Annotated in this window: 18 protein-coding genes; 7 read left to right on the top strand and 11 right to left on the bottom strand. The window is 47.5% G+C overall.

Features of this window, described 5'->3' with window-relative positions:
• Nucleotides 1-160 precede the first annotated feature (160 nt).
• Both JIE71_RS03200 and puuR read left to right on the top strand, forming a co-directional pair.
• Entirely contained in the window at nucleotides 161-943 is a 783-nt protein-coding gene (locus JIE71_RS03200) for a gamma-glutamyl-gamma-aminobutyrate hydrolase family protein (protein WP_199507284.1), read from the top strand.
• Complete coding sequence (gene puuR, locus JIE71_RS03195; RefSeq protein ID WP_228284516.1) at nucleotides 888-1,523, top strand: HTH-type transcriptional regulator PuuR; 636 nt, start codon at nucleotides 888-890, stop codon at nucleotides 1,521-1,523. The genes JIE71_RS03200 and puuR overlap by 56 nt, the downstream gene beginning before the upstream one ends.
• 36 nt (nucleotides 1,524-1,559) lie before the next feature.
• On the opposite strand, the gene JIE71_RS03190 is transcribed toward puuR, so the two are convergent.
• The 10 genes from JIE71_RS03190 to JIE71_RS03145 form a co-directional block, all read right to left on the bottom strand.
• Entirely contained in the window at nucleotides 1,560-2,747 is a 1,188-nt protein-coding gene (locus JIE71_RS03190) for a glycosyltransferase (RefSeq protein ID WP_199507282.1), read from the bottom strand.
• 67 nt (nucleotides 2,748-2,814) lie between these two features.
• Nucleotides 2,815-3,669, bottom strand: coding sequence for a TIGR03915 family putative DNA repair protein (locus tag JIE71_RS03185; protein WP_199507281.1), 855 nt, complete (start codon nucleotides 3,667-3,669; stop codon nucleotides 2,815-2,817).
• A 136-nt stretch (nucleotides 3,670-3,805) separates the two neighbouring features.
• Nucleotides 3,806-5,074: a putative DNA modification/repair radical SAM protein gene (locus tag JIE71_RS03180; protein ID WP_199507280.1), complete on the bottom strand. Its 1,269-nt coding sequence runs from the start codon at nucleotides 5,072-5,074 to the stop codon at nucleotides 3,806-3,808.
• Nucleotides 5,075-5,242: 168 nt separating this feature from the next.
• The gene (locus tag JIE71_RS03175; RefSeq protein ID WP_199507279.1) at nucleotides 5,243-5,701 is read right to left on the bottom strand and encodes a hypothetical protein; all 459 of its coding nucleotides are present in this window, start codon (nucleotides 5,699-5,701) and stop codon (nucleotides 5,243-5,245) included.
• A gap of 36 nt (nucleotides 5,702-5,737) precedes the next feature.
• Nucleotides 5,738-6,301 carry a hypothetical protein gene (locus JIE71_RS03170; protein ID WP_199507278.1) on the bottom strand — a complete coding sequence of 188 codons (564 nt, stop codon included), beginning with the start codon at nucleotides 6,299-6,301 and terminating at the stop codon, nucleotides 5,738-5,740.
• Nucleotides 6,302-6,527: 226 nt separating this feature from the next.
• Nucleotides 6,528-7,361, bottom strand: coding sequence for a hypothetical protein (locus JIE71_RS03165; RefSeq protein ID WP_228284515.1), 834 nt, complete (start codon nucleotides 7,359-7,361; stop codon nucleotides 6,528-6,530).
• Nucleotides 7,362-7,664: 303 nt separating this feature from the next.
• Nucleotides 7,665-8,141 (bottom strand): transcription elongation factor GreA, encoded by a 477-nt coding sequence (gene greA / locus JIE71_RS03160; RefSeq protein WP_199507277.1) that lies wholly within the window; start codon nucleotides 8,139-8,141, stop codon nucleotides 7,665-7,667.
• Between the two features lie 475 nt (nucleotides 8,142-8,616).
• Entirely contained in the window at nucleotides 8,617-11,871 is a 3,255-nt protein-coding gene (carB, locus tag JIE71_RS03155) for a carbamoyl-phosphate synthase large subunit (protein ID WP_199507276.1), read from the bottom strand.
• A 155-nt stretch (nucleotides 11,872-12,026) separates the two neighbouring features.
• On the bottom strand, nucleotides 12,027-13,268 hold the full coding sequence (carA, locus tag JIE71_RS03150; RefSeq protein WP_199507275.1) for a glutamine-hydrolyzing carbamoyl-phosphate synthase small subunit: 1,242 nt from the start codon (nucleotides 13,266-13,268) through the stop codon (nucleotides 12,027-12,029).
• 259 nt (nucleotides 13,269-13,527) lie between these two features.
• Nucleotides 13,528-14,040 (bottom strand): phosphatase PAP2 family protein, encoded by a 513-nt coding sequence (locus tag JIE71_RS03145; protein ID WP_228284514.1) that lies wholly within the window; start codon nucleotides 14,038-14,040, stop codon nucleotides 13,528-13,530.
• 320 nt (nucleotides 14,041-14,360) lie between these two features.
• On the opposite strand from JIE71_RS03145, the gene JIE71_RS03140 reads away from it, so the two are divergent.
• The 4 genes from JIE71_RS03140 to JIE71_RS03125 all read left to right on the top strand — a co-directional run bounded on the left by JIE71_RS03140 (nucleotide 14,361) and on the right by JIE71_RS03125 (nucleotide 17,517).
• The gene (locus JIE71_RS03140; protein ID WP_199507273.1) at nucleotides 14,361-14,900 is read left to right on the top strand and encodes a gamma carbonic anhydrase family protein; all 540 of its coding nucleotides are present in this window, start codon (nucleotides 14,361-14,363) and stop codon (nucleotides 14,898-14,900) included.
• 310 nt (nucleotides 14,901-15,210) lie between these two features.
• Complete coding sequence (locus JIE71_RS03135; protein WP_199507306.1) at nucleotides 15,211-15,906, top strand: HAD family hydrolase; 696 nt, start codon at nucleotides 15,211-15,213, stop codon at nucleotides 15,904-15,906.
• Nucleotides 15,907-15,996: 90 nt separating this feature from the next.
• Nucleotides 15,997-17,092, top strand: a protein-coding gene (gene prfB / locus JIE71_RS03130; protein ID WP_199507272.1) for a peptide chain release factor 2 whose coding sequence is annotated in 2 segments (ribosomal slippage) — nucleotides 15,997-16,068 and nucleotides 16,070-17,092 — 1,095 coding nt in all. Because the reading frame shifts where the segments join, the coding sequence is not laid out codon by codon here.
• Between the two features lie 140 nt (nucleotides 17,093-17,232).
• Nucleotides 17,233-17,517 (top strand): pyrimidine/purine nucleoside phosphorylase, encoded by a 285-nt coding sequence (locus tag JIE71_RS03125; protein ID WP_199507271.1) that lies wholly within the window; start codon nucleotides 17,233-17,235, stop codon nucleotides 17,515-17,517.
• 83 nt (nucleotides 17,518-17,600) lie between these two features.
• On the opposite strand, the gene JIE71_RS03120 is transcribed toward JIE71_RS03125, so the two are convergent.
• Entirely contained in the window at nucleotides 17,601-17,819 is a 219-nt protein-coding gene (locus JIE71_RS03120) for a hypothetical protein (protein ID WP_199507270.1), read from the bottom strand.
• Between the two features lie 243 nt (nucleotides 17,820-18,062).
• Here JIE71_RS03120 and JIE71_RS03115 point away from each other — a divergent pair, with 243 nt between their 5' ends.
• Nucleotides 18,063-19,223: a DNA topoisomerase IB gene (locus JIE71_RS03115; protein WP_199507269.1), complete on the top strand. Its 1,161-nt coding sequence runs from the start codon at nucleotides 18,063-18,065 to the stop codon at nucleotides 19,221-19,223.
• Nucleotides 19,224-19,556: the final 333 nt, after the last annotated feature.

Raw genomic sequence — 19,556 nt, 5'->3', positions numbered from 1 at the left:
ATAAATAAATTTTTTAGAATTTATCGTTATATATATTTTACATTTTAAGTGAAGTTATGCTAGATTTGAGGCGTTAGCGTATCAATGACGACGCTTAAGGTTGGAATGTTTTTGCTTAATTGCGCAAGGTTAATGCTTATAAATCAAAAGGATAGGTACTATGAAGCCAGTCAAACCCATCATCGCTGTTGTCTGCTGTCATAAGATGGTAGACAACCAAGCCTCGCAAACGGTATATCAAAAATATATTGATGCCATAGAGTTTCATGGCGGCATTACGATTTTGTTACCCAACACAGCCGCCGAAGCGGACAACTTCAGTGCGCTGATGCCGATGGTCGATGGGATTGTGTTGACAGGCAGCTACAGTAACGTATCGCCAAAGCGTTATGGTGCAACGCATATTGAAGAAAAAGAAGATTTAGACCGTGATGCGCTCAGCTTTCAGTTGCTCGACCACGCCAAAAACAATGACGTGCCATTACTCGCTATTTGTCGCGGCCTACAAGAGATGAATGTTTATTTCGGCGGGACGCTATATCCTGATTGGCGTACGGTTGGGACGTTTTATGAGCAGCACCTCGAAGACAGTACCGCGCCACAAGCCGTACAGTATCAGCCGGTACATGATGTGGTGATAGACGAGGCGGGCAGCTTGGCGGCCTTTACGAAAGACCAAGGGGTGACATGGCGTGTCAATTCGCTTCATAAGCAAGCAATCGACCGTGTTGGCGATGGACTTACGGTTGAGGCGCATGCTCCTGATGGTTTGGTCGAGGCCATCAGTTTGTCACAACATCCTTTCATGATTGGTGTACAATGGCATCCAGAAGTCAGTTATGATAATGATGAGTTGTCCAAATTTTTGTTTAGAGAATTTATTGATCATGCCAGAAGAAAAAAACACCGTTCTACCGCCGAAAGCCAAGGCGAGCAAGCCTGAAGCGCCCACTGAGCACGTCGAATTTGATGAAGAAGATGTGGGTAAAAAAATCAACCAGCTGCGCCTTGCTAAAGGGTTTTCTCAGCGTAAGTTGGCACGGATGGCAGGATTGACCAACACCTCAATCAGTGCGATTGAGCGTAACAAGGTCAGTCCTGCTATCAATACTTTAAAAGCAATTTTAAACGTGCTGGGTTCAGACTTGGCAACGTTTTTTAGTGATGAATGGAAAGAGCGCAAACCCCGCGTGGTGGTGACGCAAAACGACTTGATTGAACTGAGCGAGCCGAACAGCCGCGTGTCTTTAAAGCAAGTGTATAACTGTAGCCCAAGTCGAAATTTGGGATTTTTGATTGAAATGTATGAGCCAAACAGCTCAACAGAAGACAAAATCACCCATGAAGGCGAAGAGATTGGCACGGTGATTGAAGGGCAAATCATGATTCGTATTGATGATACGACTTATGTGCTGAACGAAGGTGACAGTTATGTCATTAATACCTCACACCCGCACACCTTTATCAATCCGAGCAACCAGCGCACACGCATTATCAGCGCGCATACGCCTGCAACGTATTAGGGCGTGTTGACCGTTCGACCATAGCACTGACAGCGACTATTTCTTATGCCGCCGCAGTGCGTATTGCTCTTTGAACGCTTGTGCTTCTTCTTGCAGCTCGTTATACAGATCTTGATACACTTCCAAGGTTTCGTCAATCATTTGGCGCATCGTAAATTTGGTGGTCATCTGCGGGCGAGTGACGCCATCGAGCTGATGCTTGACCGCTTTACATAGCGCTTGCGCGTTGTATTGTTTGACCAATCCTTGAGGGTAGAGTGGCTGCAAAATCTCATGAAACGCCGCCTGATCCCAGCCAATGACAGGCGTGCCCAGATGCAGCGCCTGTAGGGCATTGATACCAATAGATTCAGGCTGATTGGCAAGTGCCATCACCACGTTTGCCGCCGCCAACCATTCGCGCATGTCATTACGCTTGCAGCCGACATAAGTAATGCGCTTGTCCAGCCCTAGTGCGGCAGTACGCTGATAAAAGTCTTCGTAGGCCACATCACCTTCACGTTTGTCATCATCCATAATCACGGCGTGCAAATTGGGAAACTGTTCTTGCAGATTGCCCAAAATATCAATCAGCCACTCTTGCCCATATTCCGCGCCGATAATAGTGGGAAAAACCAGCCATTTTTTGTGCTCAAGCTCAGGATGTTCGGCAAAGGTACGCCGTAGCCAATACACCGATGGGTTGTGCCGATACGGATAGCGGCGTGTGTCCACTCCGCGATAGATACGCCGTACATGCTTGAGGCGTTTGGGCGGCGCGTCCTCACGGTATAGGCGCTTGGACAGATATTGCGTCACGCTATCGGATACCGTAATCAAGGTATCAACATCGAGCAGCGCTTGCGAATATTTATTAATCGGATAAAAGCCATACATGGTGGAGACCAACTTGGGCATACGCTTGACGCGTGCGCGGCGCAGTGCCAAATGCAGTATCCATGCAGGTGTGCGCGAATGCACATGGATGATGTCGGGACTGTATTGCTCAATCAGATGACGCAGCGGCGCCACTTGCATGAGCGCCAGCCAAGACTTTTTACCGATATGTAGCTGGTGATAGAGGTTGCCGTCGCGCTCAAGGCGCTTGACCAGATTGTTATCCTCATTTGCGCTCGCCACAATGATCGAAGTATGCCCGTTTTTGACCAAAGCGCGCCCCAGATGAAAAATACCGCGTTCGGATTCATCATGTTTGAGCGACGATAGCAGGCGCATCACTTTCATAAAGGCAAGGTCTCAAAGAACGAATATCAAACCGCTATTGTCAAGTAAAAGCGGCAAAAACTCAACCTTAAACGCCGCGCCGCTTTTCTAAATGCGCCGCATTGGGTGCAACTTGCTTTTCGCTCAAGTAGCGCCAATAGCGCTGCGGCAAGTATTGACGGTGCAATTTGGGATTTTTGCGCTCTTTGATATTCACGTTGGCAAAGTAGCCTTGCCAAAAACGCTGGTAGCGCGCTTCCTCCGCGCTGTGAATGCTGCTTGGGGCGCGCAATACCTGCTCATCAATATCACTGATGGTCTGTAGTGGCGCAAGGCGTTTTGGCGTGCTCTGCGCCATATCAAAATAAATACCATAGCCACGGCGCAAGTCATAAATCGCCCAGTTTTGGTCTTGATAACGCTGGCGGAAATGACTGCCAATCAGCGGCAGTACATTAAAATCAGGGTCAATACGGGCAAAATAAATGTCCTCTGTGGTATGCTCAAAGCGCACAAAAGCTTCCATACGGTGCTTTTCGCGTCCCACCGATTTGACCGTCTGCGCAAAAGTCAAAACGTCCATATTGCCCAAGTCCTGCATGATGTCGCGTTTGGGGTAGGCCAGCGCGTAGTGCACGATACGCAGCAGGCATGTGCCGATATTGGGCTGCTCAGAGAGTAGTCCCCACAGCAGCTGGCGCATGCCCGATGGCCTAAGCTGTTTTTCTAAGCGCTTAAACACCCGCGCCGCATTGTCTTCATCAATCGGTACATGAATCACAGTATCGAGCAAGGAGGGCACAAAATCCTCAGGCGTCATCAGGCGCAGCGCCTCATTGTCCTGCCAGTGATTGGCATACACCGCAAATACTGCGCTCAGCCAGCCCTCAAAGCATGGCTCATAAGTGACCACGGTTGGCTGGATGTGGGTCAGTTCAGTCATACGCGCGTCCTTCTAACACTTAAGTAAACATCCTCGATTAAGCGATATTTTTTTTGCTTGCTGTGACTACGTCTTTTGATGCTGCGCAAAATACTGCTTAATCTTGCTATGCCAATTTTGTAAAAACATAACTGTATCAAAACAATGCCAACTGACCGTTTCGCTGGTCGGCAAATTTGGTCTGCGTTTGCGCGAGCACATATTGGCGAAAGTTCTCACGGGTTAAGTGTTTTAAATGCTCGTTTTTACCGTTTAAGGCAATAAAGTACTTGGCGCGATTGACCGCCGCGCCCATCTTTTTAAGGTGCTCAAGCGTTAATTGATTAAATTTGCGCGCTTTTAAGATTTTCTTTGCCGTCTTTACGCCAATCCCAGGGATACGCACAATCATCTCATAGGGCGCAGTCTGAATATTGACAGGAAAATGCGCGCGATGACGTATCGCCCACGCAAGCTTAGGGTCGCAATCCAAGTCCAAAAAAGGCGCATCGCTCTCGACAATCTCATGCGCACCAAAACCATAAAAGCGCATTAACCAATCGGCTTGGTACAGGCGGTTCTCGCGCACCATCGGTACAGGCGTACCAATGGCGGGCAAGCGCTTGTCACTCAGCATCGGCACATAGCCTGAATAGTACACACGCTTTAAGTCATAGCGCTGATAAAAGTGGCTGGAGAGCTGGATAATCTGCAAGTCCGTCTCCTTACCCGCACCGACAATCATCTGACTGGTCTGACCTGCGGGCGCAAAGGCGGGCGCTTTTTTGTGCTTTTTTTGGCTGTCACGGATGGTGATGATTTCTTCGGTGATGGTTTCCATCGGCTGCTTGAGCTGCTCGTGTGACTTTTCGGGCGCGAGCAATGCCAGCCCTGACTTGGTGGGTATCTCGATATTGGCGCTCAAGCGATCGGCGTATTGTCCCGCTTGTTTGAGCAGTTCAGGCGAGCAGCCGGGAATGGTCTTTAAGTGGATATAGCCGTTAAAACGCTCGCGCTCACGCAACAGGCGCGCCACCTCAACCAAACGCTCCATAGTGTAGTCGCCATTTTTAAAAATACCTGAGCTTAAAAACAGCCCCTCAATATAGTTGCGGCGATAAAACTGCATGGTCAGCTCGACCACTTCTTCAACCGTAAAGGCAGCGCGCGGCGTGTCGTGGCTACGCCGTGACGTGCAATAAGCGCAGTCGTAGATACAGTGATTGGTCAATAAAATCTTGAGCAAACTGACGCAGCGCCCGTCTTCGGTGTAGCTGTGACAAATGCCCGATTGTGCGGCATTGCCCAAGCTGTCCCCTTGGTTTTTGCGCGTACTGCCAGAGGAGGAGCAAGACACGTCGTATTTTGCCGCATCTGCCAAAATATTGAGCTTGCCTTGCAATCGTTCATAATTGATGGCTGCCATAATCGTATCCTATCGCGTCAGTGGTCATTATTGTTCGCGTTTTTATAACCTTTATTTTATCAAAAATAGGATAAGTGATTGTAAAATAAGAAAAATTGGTAAAAATAAAACGACATCTGGTGTCGCTTGTGGTAAGGGGTATGGATGTATTGAAGCAGTATGAAAGCTTTATTTGAAACGTCGCTTTATAAACTGAAGCGCTGTATAAATGGGTTGGAATAGTAAAAATCGTTGCGCTAAGCCGTCGCTTACATCAATAACTTGGCTATACAACGGCGGTAGTGGTTCTGATATCTGCCAGCCCATATACTGTTCAAAATCTTTTGCCATCGTATGTAGGACTTGCCATTCTGGACTATAGACAAAGTTATTATCGTACCAGCAGTCTGCCAATTCTTCTTTCTGTATGATCATATATAGATAGGTATTTAAAGGTTCAATTTCCTTAAGTTGATCAGCAGATAAAATACATTGGATGTTAGATAAGTCTTCATCTACCACCCCTTCATATTGTTGTACTAGTTCAAGAGGGACAAAATCTCCTACTGGTAACAATTTATATAACTGCTTTGGATCTAAAGCTAAAGCATTAATAATCCATTTTAACTGGGATAAGTAATAATTCATATGTTTCCTATTTATAAATCATCGTATCCTATCGCGTTAGTGGTCGCAGGGATTGGGCAACGTTTGAATCACTTCATCTGAGAAATTTTCTTTGACAATAAGACGTCCTTTTTGGTCAAACTCAACACGATATTTGGGATAAGCGGCAAACGCAAATGTATCAGGGTCATAGGTCGAAGGCAACAAACTTTCTTTATTAGAAAAGAAACGACGCGCAACCCATTGTTTTTTGTCATTATCGTATTCAATAGTACATCGACTGTTTGCATGACGATCAAAGTATAGACCAAAGTCTTGCTCCTTACTGTCACGACCAAATAGCATATTTGCACCGCACGAAGTACCGCAGCCAACATAGACGTGATAAGTCTCAGTGTCAATTTTATTAATAGAAATATGATTCCAACCGTAAGCACCAATTTCATCCATTAAGACGGTTTCTTTGGTTTGACCATTTGCTAATGTTTCGCTTTTAAGAATATACCCATCGTCGCAATATTCAGCGTCATTTTGAGTCATATAAGAAGTGCAAATTTTTGATATATAAAAGCTATTGTCAAATTCTGGTTCAGTGGATTTCGCCCAAGAAGTGGAACTCAAAATACAACCGTAAATTATGAAGATCAATGAACAAAAAGAAGTCACTCTATACATGCAAATAATAACCAGATATTTGTTTTTAATTATCAGCACTATAGCAAAATTCTGATTATAAAAATGTATTTTTAGCAAACAAAAAAGGCTTTTTCCGTTATTTTAAAACGTACAAAGCCTTCTTCTAGTACACTATGATTGACTTAATAATATGGTATTAAATCCTTAAAACCTACTGTACTTTTGCACGAATCACCACCGTTTGCGGTGCGTCCGTGGTCACGTTTGCCAAATCCCAGCGCAGTCCAGAATAGTTCTCTTGAATCACCGTGGTGTTGCCCATCTGCTGGATGGTCTGATAGCCATTGCCCGTGGTAGCAAGTGTCGGTAGCGGGCTATTTAAAGAGACCAGTTGAACATTGCTCGGTAGGGCAACGGTTGCATTGACATTGCTAATCGGTTGCGCGCTGGTATTGGTATAGGTGGTGCGGTATTCAATCACGTCACCAGGGGCGATGTGATTGGCAGGCACAGCGACATCACGTCCATCACTATTTTTTAAAATTTTCATAATCTTGGTATTGGCATTAACCACATTTGGCGTGCTAAAGGTCGGCTGCAACTGCAAAGTGTCAATCGAAACGGTGGTCACTGCGGGCGCTGTCGTGATAACAGGCGGCGCAACTGTGGTCACGGGCGTCATAACGGTGGTGTCTGGCGTGACTGTCACCGCTGGCGCAGCAACCACAGTCGGGGCAACGGTCACAGGTGCGGGCAAGGTCATAGCCGTGGTCGCCCCTTGACGGATGCTATAGCGCGGTGTGGTGTTGATGGTCGTGACCGAATAGGGCATACCATCACGCATGGTAATACCGCTGGGCGAGGCGCTGATGGTTGATACCGAGCCATCTGAGTGCTGCTCGATCACGGTGGTTGTGCCGCCGACATTGGGGGTTACGTACACTTCGGTGGCAGCGTATGCGCTGATGCTTAGCATAGCGGCGAATAAGGCGCTTAAGGGGGCAGTGATACGCGTAGAACGTGATAAAACAGAAGACATCATCATAACAAACTCCTAAATAACGAAACCCAAGCATGGAAAAACAACGTAAATAAGATAAAATCTGCATACATAGACACAGAAAACCCCCGTGTCCTAACACTATCAATGTCAAAACACGAGGGCGCAAAAGCTGATGACGATAGCACTGCATCAGTGGTCACAAGACGTTTAACACGGGACGTACCGTAAATTATGCGGTAATTAAGGCGTGATAAAAAAGCAGTATTATGTAATCAGGGCGTGTCTCTAATTCAAACGTTTATCACAAGTTCTGAAATAAATGCACGCCCTAACCAGACGAAAATTTTATTCGTAAATGATTTCCATCACTTCGTACTCTACCGTGCCGCTCGGGGTTTGAATGCGTACTTCGTCGCCTTCAAACTTACCAATCAAGCCGCGAGCGATAGGTGAGTTTACTGAGATTTTGCCCGCTTTAAAGTCGGCTTCGTCATCGCCAACGATTTTGTAGCGTTTTTCTTCTTCGGTGTCCATGTTTTCGATGACAACGGTCACGCCGAAGACCACGCGTCCTTCTTGAGGTAAGGTCGTTGGGTCAATGATCTGTGCGCCACCGAGCTTGGCTTCGATGTCACGGATACGCGCTTCGCAGAATCCTTGCTGCTCACGGGCGGCATGATATTCGGCGTTTTCTTTTAAGTCGCCGTGTTCGCGTGCTTCAGCGATGGCGGCAGTGATACGTGGACGGTCGACACTTTTGAGCTGCTTGAGCTCAGCTTCTAGAGTCGCGTGTCCTTGCGGGGTCATAGGGTAGCGTTGCATGTGATGTCCTTTAATTGCTTTGGTTCAATGGTATAAATCAGGTTTTTGGCGCGATACAGCGCGCATAAATCATACAATCAGCAACCGACAGTAGGTTAAGTAGGTTGCCAAAATTATAGACGCACGATAACAAAAACGCCCAAGAAACTGGGCGTTTTTGTGGTCAAAAAATCATTATGTTTGTATTTTTATTGCAAAAACACCAATGGTTAGAATGTTTGATAGCATTCAAATAGGGCATGTTTTGCGTAATAAGGTTTACAACAATCCATTTATTCTACCTGTATGCGGTGCTGCTAAGCAAGGGGCTGAGCGGCAATATGGGTAAAAGATTGTAAGTATTTTGAGTCTTATAAAATTAAAAATGCCCCGATAGCAAAATGATATCAGGGCATAGTATAACGTCTGTTTTTAATCCCTGAGAGTAGAATAAAACAATGATTCTACTGCCAGTAACAGACGTTTTATTTTACACTTACTCAGCAGTTTCTGCTTGTGCATGTAGGTCTTGAAGTTTGTAGACTTCAAATGGCAAGTCGATGGCGTATGACTTACAGACCGCATCAGCCGCGCCAAGCGTGGTCACATAGAACACTTTACCTTGTAGCGCACTGCGGCGGATAGAGAACGAGTCCTCTTGTGCCTGCTTGCCTTCGGTGGTGTTGATGATTAAATCAATCTGACCATTTTTTAGCGCGTCAACGATGTGCGGACGACCTTCGGTGACCTTGTTGATACGCGCACACTCGATGCCTTCGGCTTCGATGGCTTTTTGCGTGCCTTCGGTCGCGACCAGTTTAAAGCCATAATCTGCCAATTGCTTCGCAACCGCTGGGATTTGCGCTTTGTCGCTGTCACGTACAGAGATAAAGACGGTTTTGGTCTCGCCGTCAACAGGCAAGCCTGGCAGACGCTCGTTACTGCCGATGATGGCTTTGTAGAAAGCTTCGCCAAAGGTTTTGCCCACGCCCATCACTTCGCCAGTTGATTTCATCTCTGGGCTTAGGATAGGGTCAACGCCAGGGAACTTGGCAAACGGGAATACCGCTTCTTTGACCGCGTAGAATGATGGTTTAATCTCTGCGGTAAAGCCTTGTTCTTCTAGGCTAGAGCCAGCCATGCAGCGGGCAGCAACCTGCGCCAGTGACGTGCCTATGCATTTTGATACATACGGTACGGTACGCGCGGCGCGTGGGTTCACTTCAAGGATGTATACGGTTTCGCCTTTTACTGCGAACTGTACGTTCATCAAACCAACCACGCCAAGCTCTTTTGCCATGGCAACAGTTTGCGCGCGCATCACGTCACACAGCTCGTCTGATAGCGAGTATGGTGGCAATGAACATGCTGAATCGCCTGAGTGGACGCCTGCCTGTTCGATATGCTGCATGATACCGCCGATAACGACGTTTTTACCGTCACTGACGCAGTCAACGTCAACTTCGATGGCGTCATCTAAGAAGCGGTCAAGTAACACAGGCGCTTCATTTGACGCTTGTACGGCAGTGCGCAAGTAGTGCTTTAGCTCGTCTTCGTTATAGACGATTTCCATCGCACGACCGCCTAAGACGTAAGAAGGACGGACAACGAGTGGGTAGCCCACGTCTTTGGCTTTTACCAAACCATCTTCAAAGCTGGTCGCTAGCGCGTTGGATGGCTGGGTTAGGTTCAGCTGCTGAATCATGTGTTGGAAGCGCTCACGGTCTTCAGCGCGGTCGATAGCGTCTGGGCTGGTACCGATGATTTTTACGCCCGCAGATTCCAGTGCGCGTGCCAGTTTTAGTGGCGTCTGACCACCGAACTGGACAATAACGCCGTCTGGGTTTTCAACACGGACAATCTCTAGCACGTCTTCTAGCGTGATTGGCTCAAAGTACAGACGGTCAGAGGTGTCATAGTCGGTTGATACCGTTTCAGGGTTACAGTTGACCATGATGGTTTCAAAGCCGTCTTCACGCATGGCAAGTGCCGCGTGTACACAGCAGTAGTCAAACTCAATGCCTTGACCGATACGGTTTGGACCACCGCCGATGACCATGATTTTTTTCTTGTCGGTTGGGTTTGCTTCGCACTCTTCGTCATAGGTTGAGTACATATACGCGGTGCTGGTCGCAAATTCTGCGGCGCAGGTATCGACGCGCTTGTATACAGGATAGACGCCCAAGTCCCAGCGCTTTTGACGAAGCTGTTTTTGCGAGACGCCAAGCAGTTCAGCAAGACGCAAGTCAGACAGACCTTTACGTTTAAAGCTGCGTAGGTTGTCTGCATTTAGACCACCAAAGCCAAGGGTTTTGACTGCCGCTTCACTTTTTACGATGTCCTCGATTTGTACCAAGAACCATGGGTCGATTTTGGTGTAATTAAACACGTCATCGACGCTCATGCCCACGCGGAACGCATCTGCAACATAAAAGATACGCTCAGGCGTTGGCAAGGTTAGGCGGTTGGTGATTTCAGTGCGCGCTGCGTCTTTGCTGACTTTGGCAAAGTCGATTTGCTCATCAAAGCCGTTTGCGCCTGTTTCCATGCCGCGTAGCGCTTTTTGCATGGACTCTTGGAAGTTACGACCAATTGCCATGACTTCGCCTACAGATTTCATCTGCGTTGATAGCACGTTGTCCGCTTTTGAGAATTTTTCGAAGTTAAAGCGTGGAATCTTAGTCACAACATAGTCAAGCGCAGGCTCGAAGCTTGCTGGGGTTTTGCCGCCAGTGATGTCGTTTTGTAGCTCATCTAGCGTATAGCCTACTGCCAATTTTGCAGCGATTTTGGCAATAGGGAAGCCTGTCGCTTTTGAGGCCAGTGCCGATGAACGTGATACACGTGGGTTCATCTCGATGACGACCATACGACCTGTTTTTGGGTTCAGACCGAACTGTACGTTTGAGCCGCCAGTCTCGACACCAATTTCACGCAGTACCGCGAGTGAGGCGTTACGCATGATTTGATATTCTTTGTCGGTCAAGGTTTGCGCTGGGGCAACGGTGATTGAGTCGCCTGTGTGCACGCCCATGGGGTCAAAGTTTTCGATGGCACAGATGATGATGCAGTTGTCGTTTTTGTCACGAACCACTTCCATCTCGTACTCTTTCCAGCCGATGAGCGATTCATCGATGAGTAGCTGATGGGTCGGTGATAAATCAAAGCCGCGCTCACAAATCTCGATGAACTCGTCACGGTTGTACGCGATACCGCCGCCTGAGCCGCCCATGGTAAATGATGGACGAATGATACACGGATAGCCCATTTTTGCTTGGGTAGCAAAGGCTTCTTCCATGGTCTCAGCAACTTCAGCGCGTGGGCACTCAAGACCGATACGCTTCATCGCTTTGTCAAATAGGTCGCGGTCTTCTGCCATTTCGATGGCGTCTTTGGTCGCGCCAATCAGCTCGCAGTTGTATTTGGTTAAGACGCCGTGCTTGTCTAATTCAAGCGCGCAGTTTAGTGCCGTCTGACCACCCATGGTGGGCAGAATTGCGTCTGGACGCTCTTTGGCGATAATTTGCTCAACCGTCTGCCAAGTGATTGGCTCGATGTAGGTGGCGTCTGCCATGACAGGATCAGTCATGATGGTCGCAGGGTTTGAGTTGACCAAAATAACGCGGTAACCCTCTTCACGCAGTGCTTTACACGCCTGTGCGCCTGAATAGTCAAACTCACACGCCTGACCGATGACGATAGGGCCTGCGCCAATGATAAGAATGCTTTTTATGTCGGTACGTTTTGGCATAGTTGTGGCAACCTTCGTTAAATATTAAAAAAATAAGTATGAAAAAAAGAAGTCACGGTACTTGGTTATCTGCTAGGTGCGGCATAACAGGCGCGATAGGGTGTACCGCGCCTGTCTGTCGTCCTATCCGCTAGGCAGATAATGACCGCATACGCTTATGCTTGTTCTGTTTTTGCTGCTTCCATCAAGGTAATAAAGCGATCAAATAATGGCGCGCAGTCGTGTGGACCTGGGCTGGCTTCTGGGTGACCTTGGAAGCTAAAGACAGGCTTGTTGGTCAGCTCGATGCCTTGGTTAGTACCATCGAACAATGAACGGTGCGTTGATTTGACATTGTTTGGTAAAGTCGCTTCATCAACCGCAAAGCCGTGGTTCTGGCTGGTAATCATCACCGTGCCTGCGTCCACATCTTGTACAGGATGGTTGGCACCGTGGTGACCTGTTTTCATCTTCATGGTGTTCGCGCCGCTGGCAAGACCAACGAGCTGATGGCCTAAGCAGATACCAAAGGTCGGAATATCGGTGCTTTCGATGATGTGACGCACGTTGTCAATCGCATAGCTACAGGCTGCTGGGTCACCAGGGCCATTTGATAAGAAGATGCCGTCTGGATTCATCGCCAGTACGTCAGCGATTGGCGTCTCGGCAGGCACGACCGTCACGCGGCAGCCGCGGTCAACGAGCATGCGTAGGATGTTGGTTTTGGTGCCAAAGTCGTAGGCAACGACGTTGTATTTTTCGTCGATGTGTTTGCCAAGCTGTTTAAAAAAGCCGCCCGTATCTGTGTCAAAGCTGCCTTCAACATCACGGTTGAGTAGGGTATCTGACAGCTCCCACGTACCTTCTGTCCACTCAAAGCCATCAGGGTCGCAGCATTCTTTTGCCAAGTCCATACCTGATAGACCCGCAAAGCCTTTTGCCAATTCAATCGCTTTTTGCTCGTCATCAGAGGTGATGGTGTTGCCTTCGGCTGGGGTCATGATGCAGCCATGCTGTGCCCCTTGATCACGTAGGATACGCGTCAGCTTACGGGTGTCGATATCGGCAATCGCGACCGTGTCATTGCGCGTGAGGTAATCGGTTAATGATTCGGTGTTACGAAAGCTTGAGGTTGCCATAGTGGCATCACGGATAATCAGACCTTCTGCCCATACTTTATGGGTGTTGCCAGATTCGCTGTCTTCACTGTTGGTACCAGTGTTACCAATATGCGGATAGGTCAAGGTGACCAACTGGCGGGCATAACTTGGGTCGGTCAGTATTTCTTGGTACCCTGTCATGGCTGTATTAAATACGACCTCACCGACACGATGACCACGGCTACCGATACTCACACCACGAAAAATTGTACCATCTGCTAGTGCCAAAATTGCTTGTATATCTGCCGATGAATTCAAGGTTTGCCTCCGTTATGATAGGTAAGTGCCCGAGCATTTGTGCCAAATTTTTGCTTAAAAAATGAACGAAAAATCGCCCAAAAGGCAAAAATTTTCCACAAAAAAGCGAGAAGACATCTGAATGAGAACTACAAAAATCACCAAGTGGTGAAGAGTAAGTCGCATCATGTCCGCTCGCTTAGGCACAGATTTTGCGCATTATACTAAACTTTTACGATTAGGGCTAGCTTTGAATATGAGCTTGGCGGTTAAATTTTTCTTAAAACTCATAATGTGCCACGAATCCATAGTAATCGGGTGCGATATTGGGCGCAACGCTCAGCCCATCACGCTCATACGGTGTCACGTAAAAGCTCGTTAAGCCGCCAATCGCCGCCCCTACCAGTACATCGGTAGTGTCGTGTTTGTCCGCATGAACACGGCTGTAGCCGACAAAGGCGGCGCCCACATAGGCAGGAATGCTGTATTCAAGCCCATAGCGTTTATGAATAAAACTTGCCCCGCCAAAGGCAAGCGCAGTATGTCCTGAGGGAAACGAGTCGTTGTCGCTGCCATCAGGGCGCTCTTTATCCACCACAGTTTTTAGGGCATAAGTCGTCGCCACATTCGCGGCAAACGCTTTATAAAACTGCGTACGCCCTGTTTTGTCATCCATATAGTAGGTGCTGCCATAGGCTACAGCGGGAATGGTCAGCGCCAGCACATCGCCTGCACGCTCAATATCCGATGCCGCTTGCGTCTCTATACTTAAAAATAGCGAAGAGGCCAGCAAAGTAGCGGGCACAACAGAAGTAAAAGTGGCATGCGAAAGATAAGAAATTGAGGTGTGAGAAGCTATGGTCGAAAAAAACGGTCTGGGCATGATGGTCACTCGTTATGGTCTGTCTATCATCTGTACCCGCATGGCGCTATACTGTCACTATTTATAAAGGCATTTATAGCGGCTCTATCAAATATAGATAAGTGCACCATATAGGGCGGCGTCTAGCGCGTTACTATACTGTGTATTTGCAAAAAAAGGGCGATAAGGCGCATTTATTTTTAAATAGTGTTCAATACGCCCGAGCCAATAAGCACCAACAAGGACAAGTTATGATACTTCAATATAAGGATAAGACCCCACAGTTTGCTACGCCATTTCAAGGCTTTGTTGCTGACAGCGCGCGCGTGATTGGTGATGTGTATTTGGGGCATCAGGTCAGCATTTGGTTTGGCGTGATGATACGCGGTGACAATGCGCGCATTCATGTCGGCGACAATACCAATATTCAAGAAAACACCGTGATTCATACCGACGCGGGCATTGAAATGCAGATTGGGGCAGGGGTGACGGTGGGGCACATGGCGATGCTGCACGGTTGTGAGATTGGGGACAACAGCCTGATTGGTATCGGCGCGGTGATATTAAATAATGCTAAAATTGGCAAAAATTGTATCATTGGTGCTAAGGCGCTCGTGACCGAAGGTAAAGTGATTCCTGACAATTCATTGGTGATGGGCGCGCCTGCCAAAGTGGTCAAAACCTTAACTGATGAGCAAGTTGAACAGCTCAAGCTGTCTGCCGCGCATTATGCCAAGCGTGGGCAAGACTTTAGCCAGCATTTGACTGAAGTGGCGCTGCCTAACGAATAGCACGCTGCTTTTCTTATTAAACACCTTTTGCCTTTTTATTATTTTATAGAGTCAAATTTTCATACAAAGGTATAACGAGATTAAACGCTTTTTTTCGTAGCATCAAAAGGCGTAGTCACAGTAAGCAAGAAAAATAGCGTTTAATCGAGTGTCCTTATTCCAATGCATGGTTTGAATTTGACTATGTTAACTTGTGCTTTTTTATTGCTTTTACTCTTATTGTTTATTTTATCCTTTTTATTTTTATACTTTATATAGGAACGTTATGACGCAAGCGACCAAGTCAACCATCGAGCCAACCGCTAAACCCATGACCACGACCGAAGCCAGCCAACCCGAGCTGGCTTTGTTTGACCTTGACCATACCTTGCTCGATGTCGATAGCGACTACCTTTGGGGCGAGTATATCGTCAAAAACGGTCTGGTTGATGAAGCCGAATACCGCACCGCAAACCAAGCCTTTTATGAGCAATATATCGAAGGCACGCTCGATGCAACCGAGTACAATGAGTTTGTGGCGCAGTTTTTGACCACCTTGCCGATGGCGCGTTTGCACGCGCTGCGTGAGGACTATATCCAGCAGGACATCGAGCCGCATATCCGCCCGCAAGCCGTCGCGGCGATTAAAAGTCACCTAGAGCGCGGACATGATGTGGTGATTATCTCGGCGACCAATGACTTTGTGGTATCGGCAATCGCGGCGCGTTTTGATATTATGGCAGCCAATGTATTGGCGACGCCGCTTGAAATCAAAGACAACCGCTATACAGGTAAGCTCACGGACAAGCCCAACTTTCAGGCGGACAAGCTGTATCATTTAGAAAAATGGCTAAACAATAAGCGCGAGGCGGGCGTGAACTACGCAAAAACTTACGCCTATTCGGACTCCAAAAACGACTTGCCGCTATTAGAATGGGCGGATGTACCTGTCTGTGTGTCGCCTGATGAGGTGCTACACGCGCACGCCTTGGCACATCGCTGGGCGGTTGAAGACTGGGCGATATAGCGAGTTACTAGCTTTGGGCTGTGTATTGTTAGCCTATATTATTTATTTTTTATGGCAAAGTCAGTGCCTTGACTGACATTAGGAAGTGTTATGGAAATCAATCAGTATCAAGAACGTATCAAAGATTTAAGCGCCCGCGGGCAAGACCTTCGGGGGTATCTTTGACTTAGATGGCAAGCAAGAGCGCCTAGAAGAAGTCAACTTAGAGCTAGAAAATCCTGAGCTGTGGAACGACCCTGAGCGTGCGGCAAAAATCAGTAAAGAAAAAAGCCAGCTAGACAGCGTCATCGGGGTAGTGACTTCGCTCGAAGACAGCCTAAACGATGCCAATGCCATGCTGGAGCTGGCAGTAGAAGCCGAAGACGAATCGTTACTGACCGATGTTGATAGTGAGCTGGATGGTGCAGAAGAACAGCTGGCGGAGCTAGAGTTCCGCCGTATGTTTAGCGGCGAGATGGACGCCAATGACTGCTACTTAGACATTCAGTCAGGAAGTGGCGGCACCGAGGCGCAAGATTGGGCAGAAATGCTATTGCGTATGTACACGCGCTGGGCGGAATCGCACGGCTTTAAGGTCGATGTGATCGAAGTTTCGGCAGGTAGCGTGGCGGGCATTAAGTCGGCAACCCTTGCGATTAAGGGCGATTATGCCTTTGGTTGGTTACGTACTGAGATTGGCGTGCATCGCCTCGTGCGCAAGTCACCGTTTGACAGTAACAATGGCCGTCATACCTCATTTTCTGCCGTGTTTGTGTCGCCTGAGATTGATGACAATGTCGAGATTGATATCAATCCTGCCGATTTGCGCATTGATACTTATCGTTCATCGGGCGCGGGTGGTCAGCACGTGAACACCACAGATTCTGCGGTACGTATCACCCACATGCCATCGGGTGTGGTCGTCGCCTGTCAGAATGAGCGCAGTCAGCACGCCAACAAAGACACCGCGATGAAAATGCTACGCGCCAAGCTGTATGAATTAGAAATGCAAAAACGCATGGAAAAACAGCAAGCATTAGAAGACAGCAAGTCGGATATCGGTTGGGGCAGTCAGATTCGCTCGTACGTCTTGGACGACTCGCGTATTAAAGACTTGCGTACAGGGGTTGAGACCTCAAATACAGGCGCGGTGCTGGATGGCAACCTTGATCAATTTATTGTCGCGAGCCTAAAAGCGGGGCTATAATTATAAAGGTCAGTGCCAAAGGTTTGTGCTTAGCGTATCGCTTTATTAAAAACAGGTAAAAAATATAGGTGACAAAACGGCTGTGATAGCGTAAAAATGACAGAGCAACACGCCCTAATGACTATTTCTAAGGACAGACCATGCCTCGTGTGAACCAATACTTTAACAACCGTGTGACCTCTATCGCCTTTCAAACCACCAGCAAGCCCGCCACTGTGGGCGTGATGAGTGTTGGCGAATATGAATTTGATACGAGTGAATTTGAAACCATGACTGTCGTCAGCGGCGCACTGACCGTAAAGCTGCCTGATACAGACGACTGGCAGACCTTTAATGCTGGTGAGCAGTTTAATGTTGAAGCCAATAAAAGCTTCGGTGTTAAAGTAGATGTCGAAACGGCTTACTTGTGTACCTATGGTGAATAAATAAGTAGACAAATAGCTCAAAACAACAAACGCCAAACTCACACGGGTTTGGCGTTTTTTTATGCTGCTCGTAAAGCAGCGCCTTAATTATAAATCCTTGCGGTATTGCACCATCTCGGTTTTATTCGCCACGCGCCAAAACCAAAAATAGCACTGTCTGTATCCACAATTTTGCGCCATGTCGCAACCGTTGTTTCCGCTGGCAAGTCGGTATCATAAAAGCGCAAATAGTTATGCCATAGCGTCTGCCAAGTTTCAAAATCATCAGCAGTCAATGGCCGTATCTCAGGCGTAGCAGTCATGGCATTTCTCTTCTTTATGGGTTTAATGTTGAGGGTTGGTGACAAGCTTACACAGTATTACATATTGCCGCTGGCAAACAAACAGCATCATAAGCATGAACGCCTTATGCTCATATTATCGTCGCGTTATGGCTTGTCTTATTTCTACTTTTTAAACGAACGTCTTTTAAAAGTTAAGCAATGCTAAGCGGTTAAATTTTTTTATAACAACAACTATCTTAATAACCATTACTAGAGCCATTTATGAGTACCACCACCGCCCAAACCAGTACCGACCTGCGCCACGATTACGAATATTTGGCGCGCTGTGCCAACCTGCGCTACGTCAGTGACGAAGAGCCAGGCTATACCCGCCGCCGCTGGGGTCGCGGCTTTAGCTATCGCGATGTTAATGGCAACACTGTCAAAGATAAGGCATTGCGCGCACGTTTTGATGGCTTAGGTATCCCGCCGATGTGGTCACAGGTGTGGATTTGTCAGCATGAAGACGGACATTTGCAGTCCACAGGACGCGATGACAAGGCGCGCAAGCAGTATCTGTATCATCCCGATTGGGAGAGCGCCCGCGACAAAGCCAAGTTCGATGCCATGATTGGTTTTGGGCATGGGCTACCCAGTCTGCGCGCACAGGTTGAGCGTGATTTGGAAGCAGTGGCATTGTCTCGCGCTAACGTATTGGCGGCGGTGGTGAAACTTTTAGAAACGACATTAATCCGTGTCGGCAATAGCCGCTATGCCAAGCAAAACAAAAGCTATGGGCTAAGTACGCTACGCAGTAAGCATCTGAGCGAGACCGAAGACGGGCTGGCGTTTGATTTTGTGGGTAAAAGTGCTAAGCAGCACCATATTGAGCTGCAAGACGAGCGCTTGATTGAGATTGTTCACGCTTGCTCAGAGCTGCCAGGCTATCAAATTTTTAAATATCTTGATGAGGGTGGTGATAAGCAAGTCGTGGATAGCAGCGATATTAATGACTATGTACGCGAGCACCTGGACTGCGAAACGGGCGTGCTATACAGTGCCAAAGACTTTCGCACATGGATGGCAAGCGTACTGGCCGCCGATTATCTGTACCACGCGTGCCAAGGCAACCTGCCCACCGAGCAAAACCCGATAGACGAAAAAGTCGTCCCGCCCGCGAGTAGTGATATTCTTGCCAGCGAACCTGACAGCAAATTGCGCCAGCAAGTGGTGGTCGATATGGTCAAGTCTGTCTCCACTGCGCTTGGCAACACGCCCGCCGTATGCCGTACATCTTACATTCATCCTGTGATTATTGAATCCTTTTTGGCAGGCGATTTTTATGAGCCTTATAAGAATGCTCGCCGTGGACGCACACGTAACCATCAGCAATGCGAAGAAAAGGCGCTGCTTAGCTTTTTAGAAGATATGGCAGCACAATAATCGCCATGATGATTAAATGGCTAAAAAAATAGCATTTAATCGAAAGCCTCTCTTATGCAAATTGGTCACGCATTTGTCATGAGAAAATGGCATAAATAATTATAAAAAAGACTTGAAAAAGAATAAATAAGCGCCGATATAGAAAAACAGAAGCATATCAATAGTTATAAAATGGGTATAAGTAGATATTAACAGTCGATGTTTTAGACCTTAACAAATTTAAGTCGATCGACTTGAAACGCATCTGCACATACCCTATATCATTAGCATGATAGCAAGCGGTAACATACCTAAAACAATCTGCCGCTGTACATTGAACTGATAAGGATTTGA

Origin of the sequence: Psychrobacter sp. bablab_jr014, from assembly GCF_016464015.1 — a bacterium.
Lineage (GTDB): Bacteria > Pseudomonadota > Gammaproteobacteria > Pseudomonadales > Moraxellaceae > Psychrobacter.
Note: the sequence above shows the minus strand (reverse complement) of the source record. Positions and strands in the feature narration are given on the sequence as shown.

Excerpts from the sequence above, each read along its gene's own strand:
- JIE71_RS03200 (WP_199507284.1), top strand. The coding sequence starts at position 161 with ATGAAGCCAGTCAAACCCATCATCGCTGTTGTCTGCTGTCATAAGATG.
- puuR (WP_228284516.1), top strand. The coding sequence starts at position 888 with ATGCCAGAAGAAAAAAACACCGTTCTACCGCCGAAAGCCAAGGCGAGC.
- JIE71_RS03190 (WP_199507282.1), bottom strand. The coding sequence starts at position 2,747 with ATGAAAGTGATGCGCCTGCTATCGTCGCTCAAACATGATGAATCCGAA.
- JIE71_RS03185 (WP_199507281.1), bottom strand. The coding sequence starts at position 3,669 with ATGACTGAACTGACCCACATCCAGCCAACCGTGGTCACTTATGAGCCA.
- JIE71_RS03180 (WP_199507280.1), bottom strand. The coding sequence starts at position 5,074 with ATGGCAGCCATCAATTATGAACGATTGCAAGGCAAGCTCAATATTTTG.
- JIE71_RS03175 (WP_199507279.1), bottom strand. The coding sequence starts at position 5,701 with ATGAATTATTACTTATCCCAGTTAAAATGGATTATTAATGCTTTAGCT.
- JIE71_RS03165 (WP_228284515.1), bottom strand. The coding sequence starts at position 7,361 with ATGATGATGTCTTCTGTTTTATCACGTTCTACGCGTATCACTGCCCCC.
- greA (WP_199507277.1), bottom strand. The coding sequence starts at position 8,141 with ATGCAACGCTACCCTATGACCCCGCAAGGACACGCGACTCTAGAAGCT.
- carB (WP_199507276.1), bottom strand. The coding sequence starts at position 11,871 with ATGCCAAAACGTACCGACATAAAAAGCATTCTTATCATTGGCGCAGGC.
- JIE71_RS03140 (WP_199507273.1), top strand. The coding sequence starts at position 14,361 with ATGATACTTCAATATAAGGATAAGACCCCACAGTTTGCTACGCCATTT.
- JIE71_RS03135 (WP_199507306.1), top strand. The coding sequence starts at position 15,211 with ATGACCACGACCGAAGCCAGCCAACCCGAGCTGGCTTTGTTTGACCTT.
- JIE71_RS03125 (WP_199507271.1), top strand. The coding sequence starts at position 17,233 with ATGCCTCGTGTGAACCAATACTTTAACAACCGTGTGACCTCTATCGCC.
- JIE71_RS03120 (WP_199507270.1), bottom strand. The coding sequence starts at position 17,819 with ATGACTGCTACGCCTGAGATACGGCCATTGACTGCTGATGATTTTGAA.
- JIE71_RS03115 (WP_199507269.1), top strand. The coding sequence starts at position 18,063 with ATGAGTACCACCACCGCCCAAACCAGTACCGACCTGCGCCACGATTAC.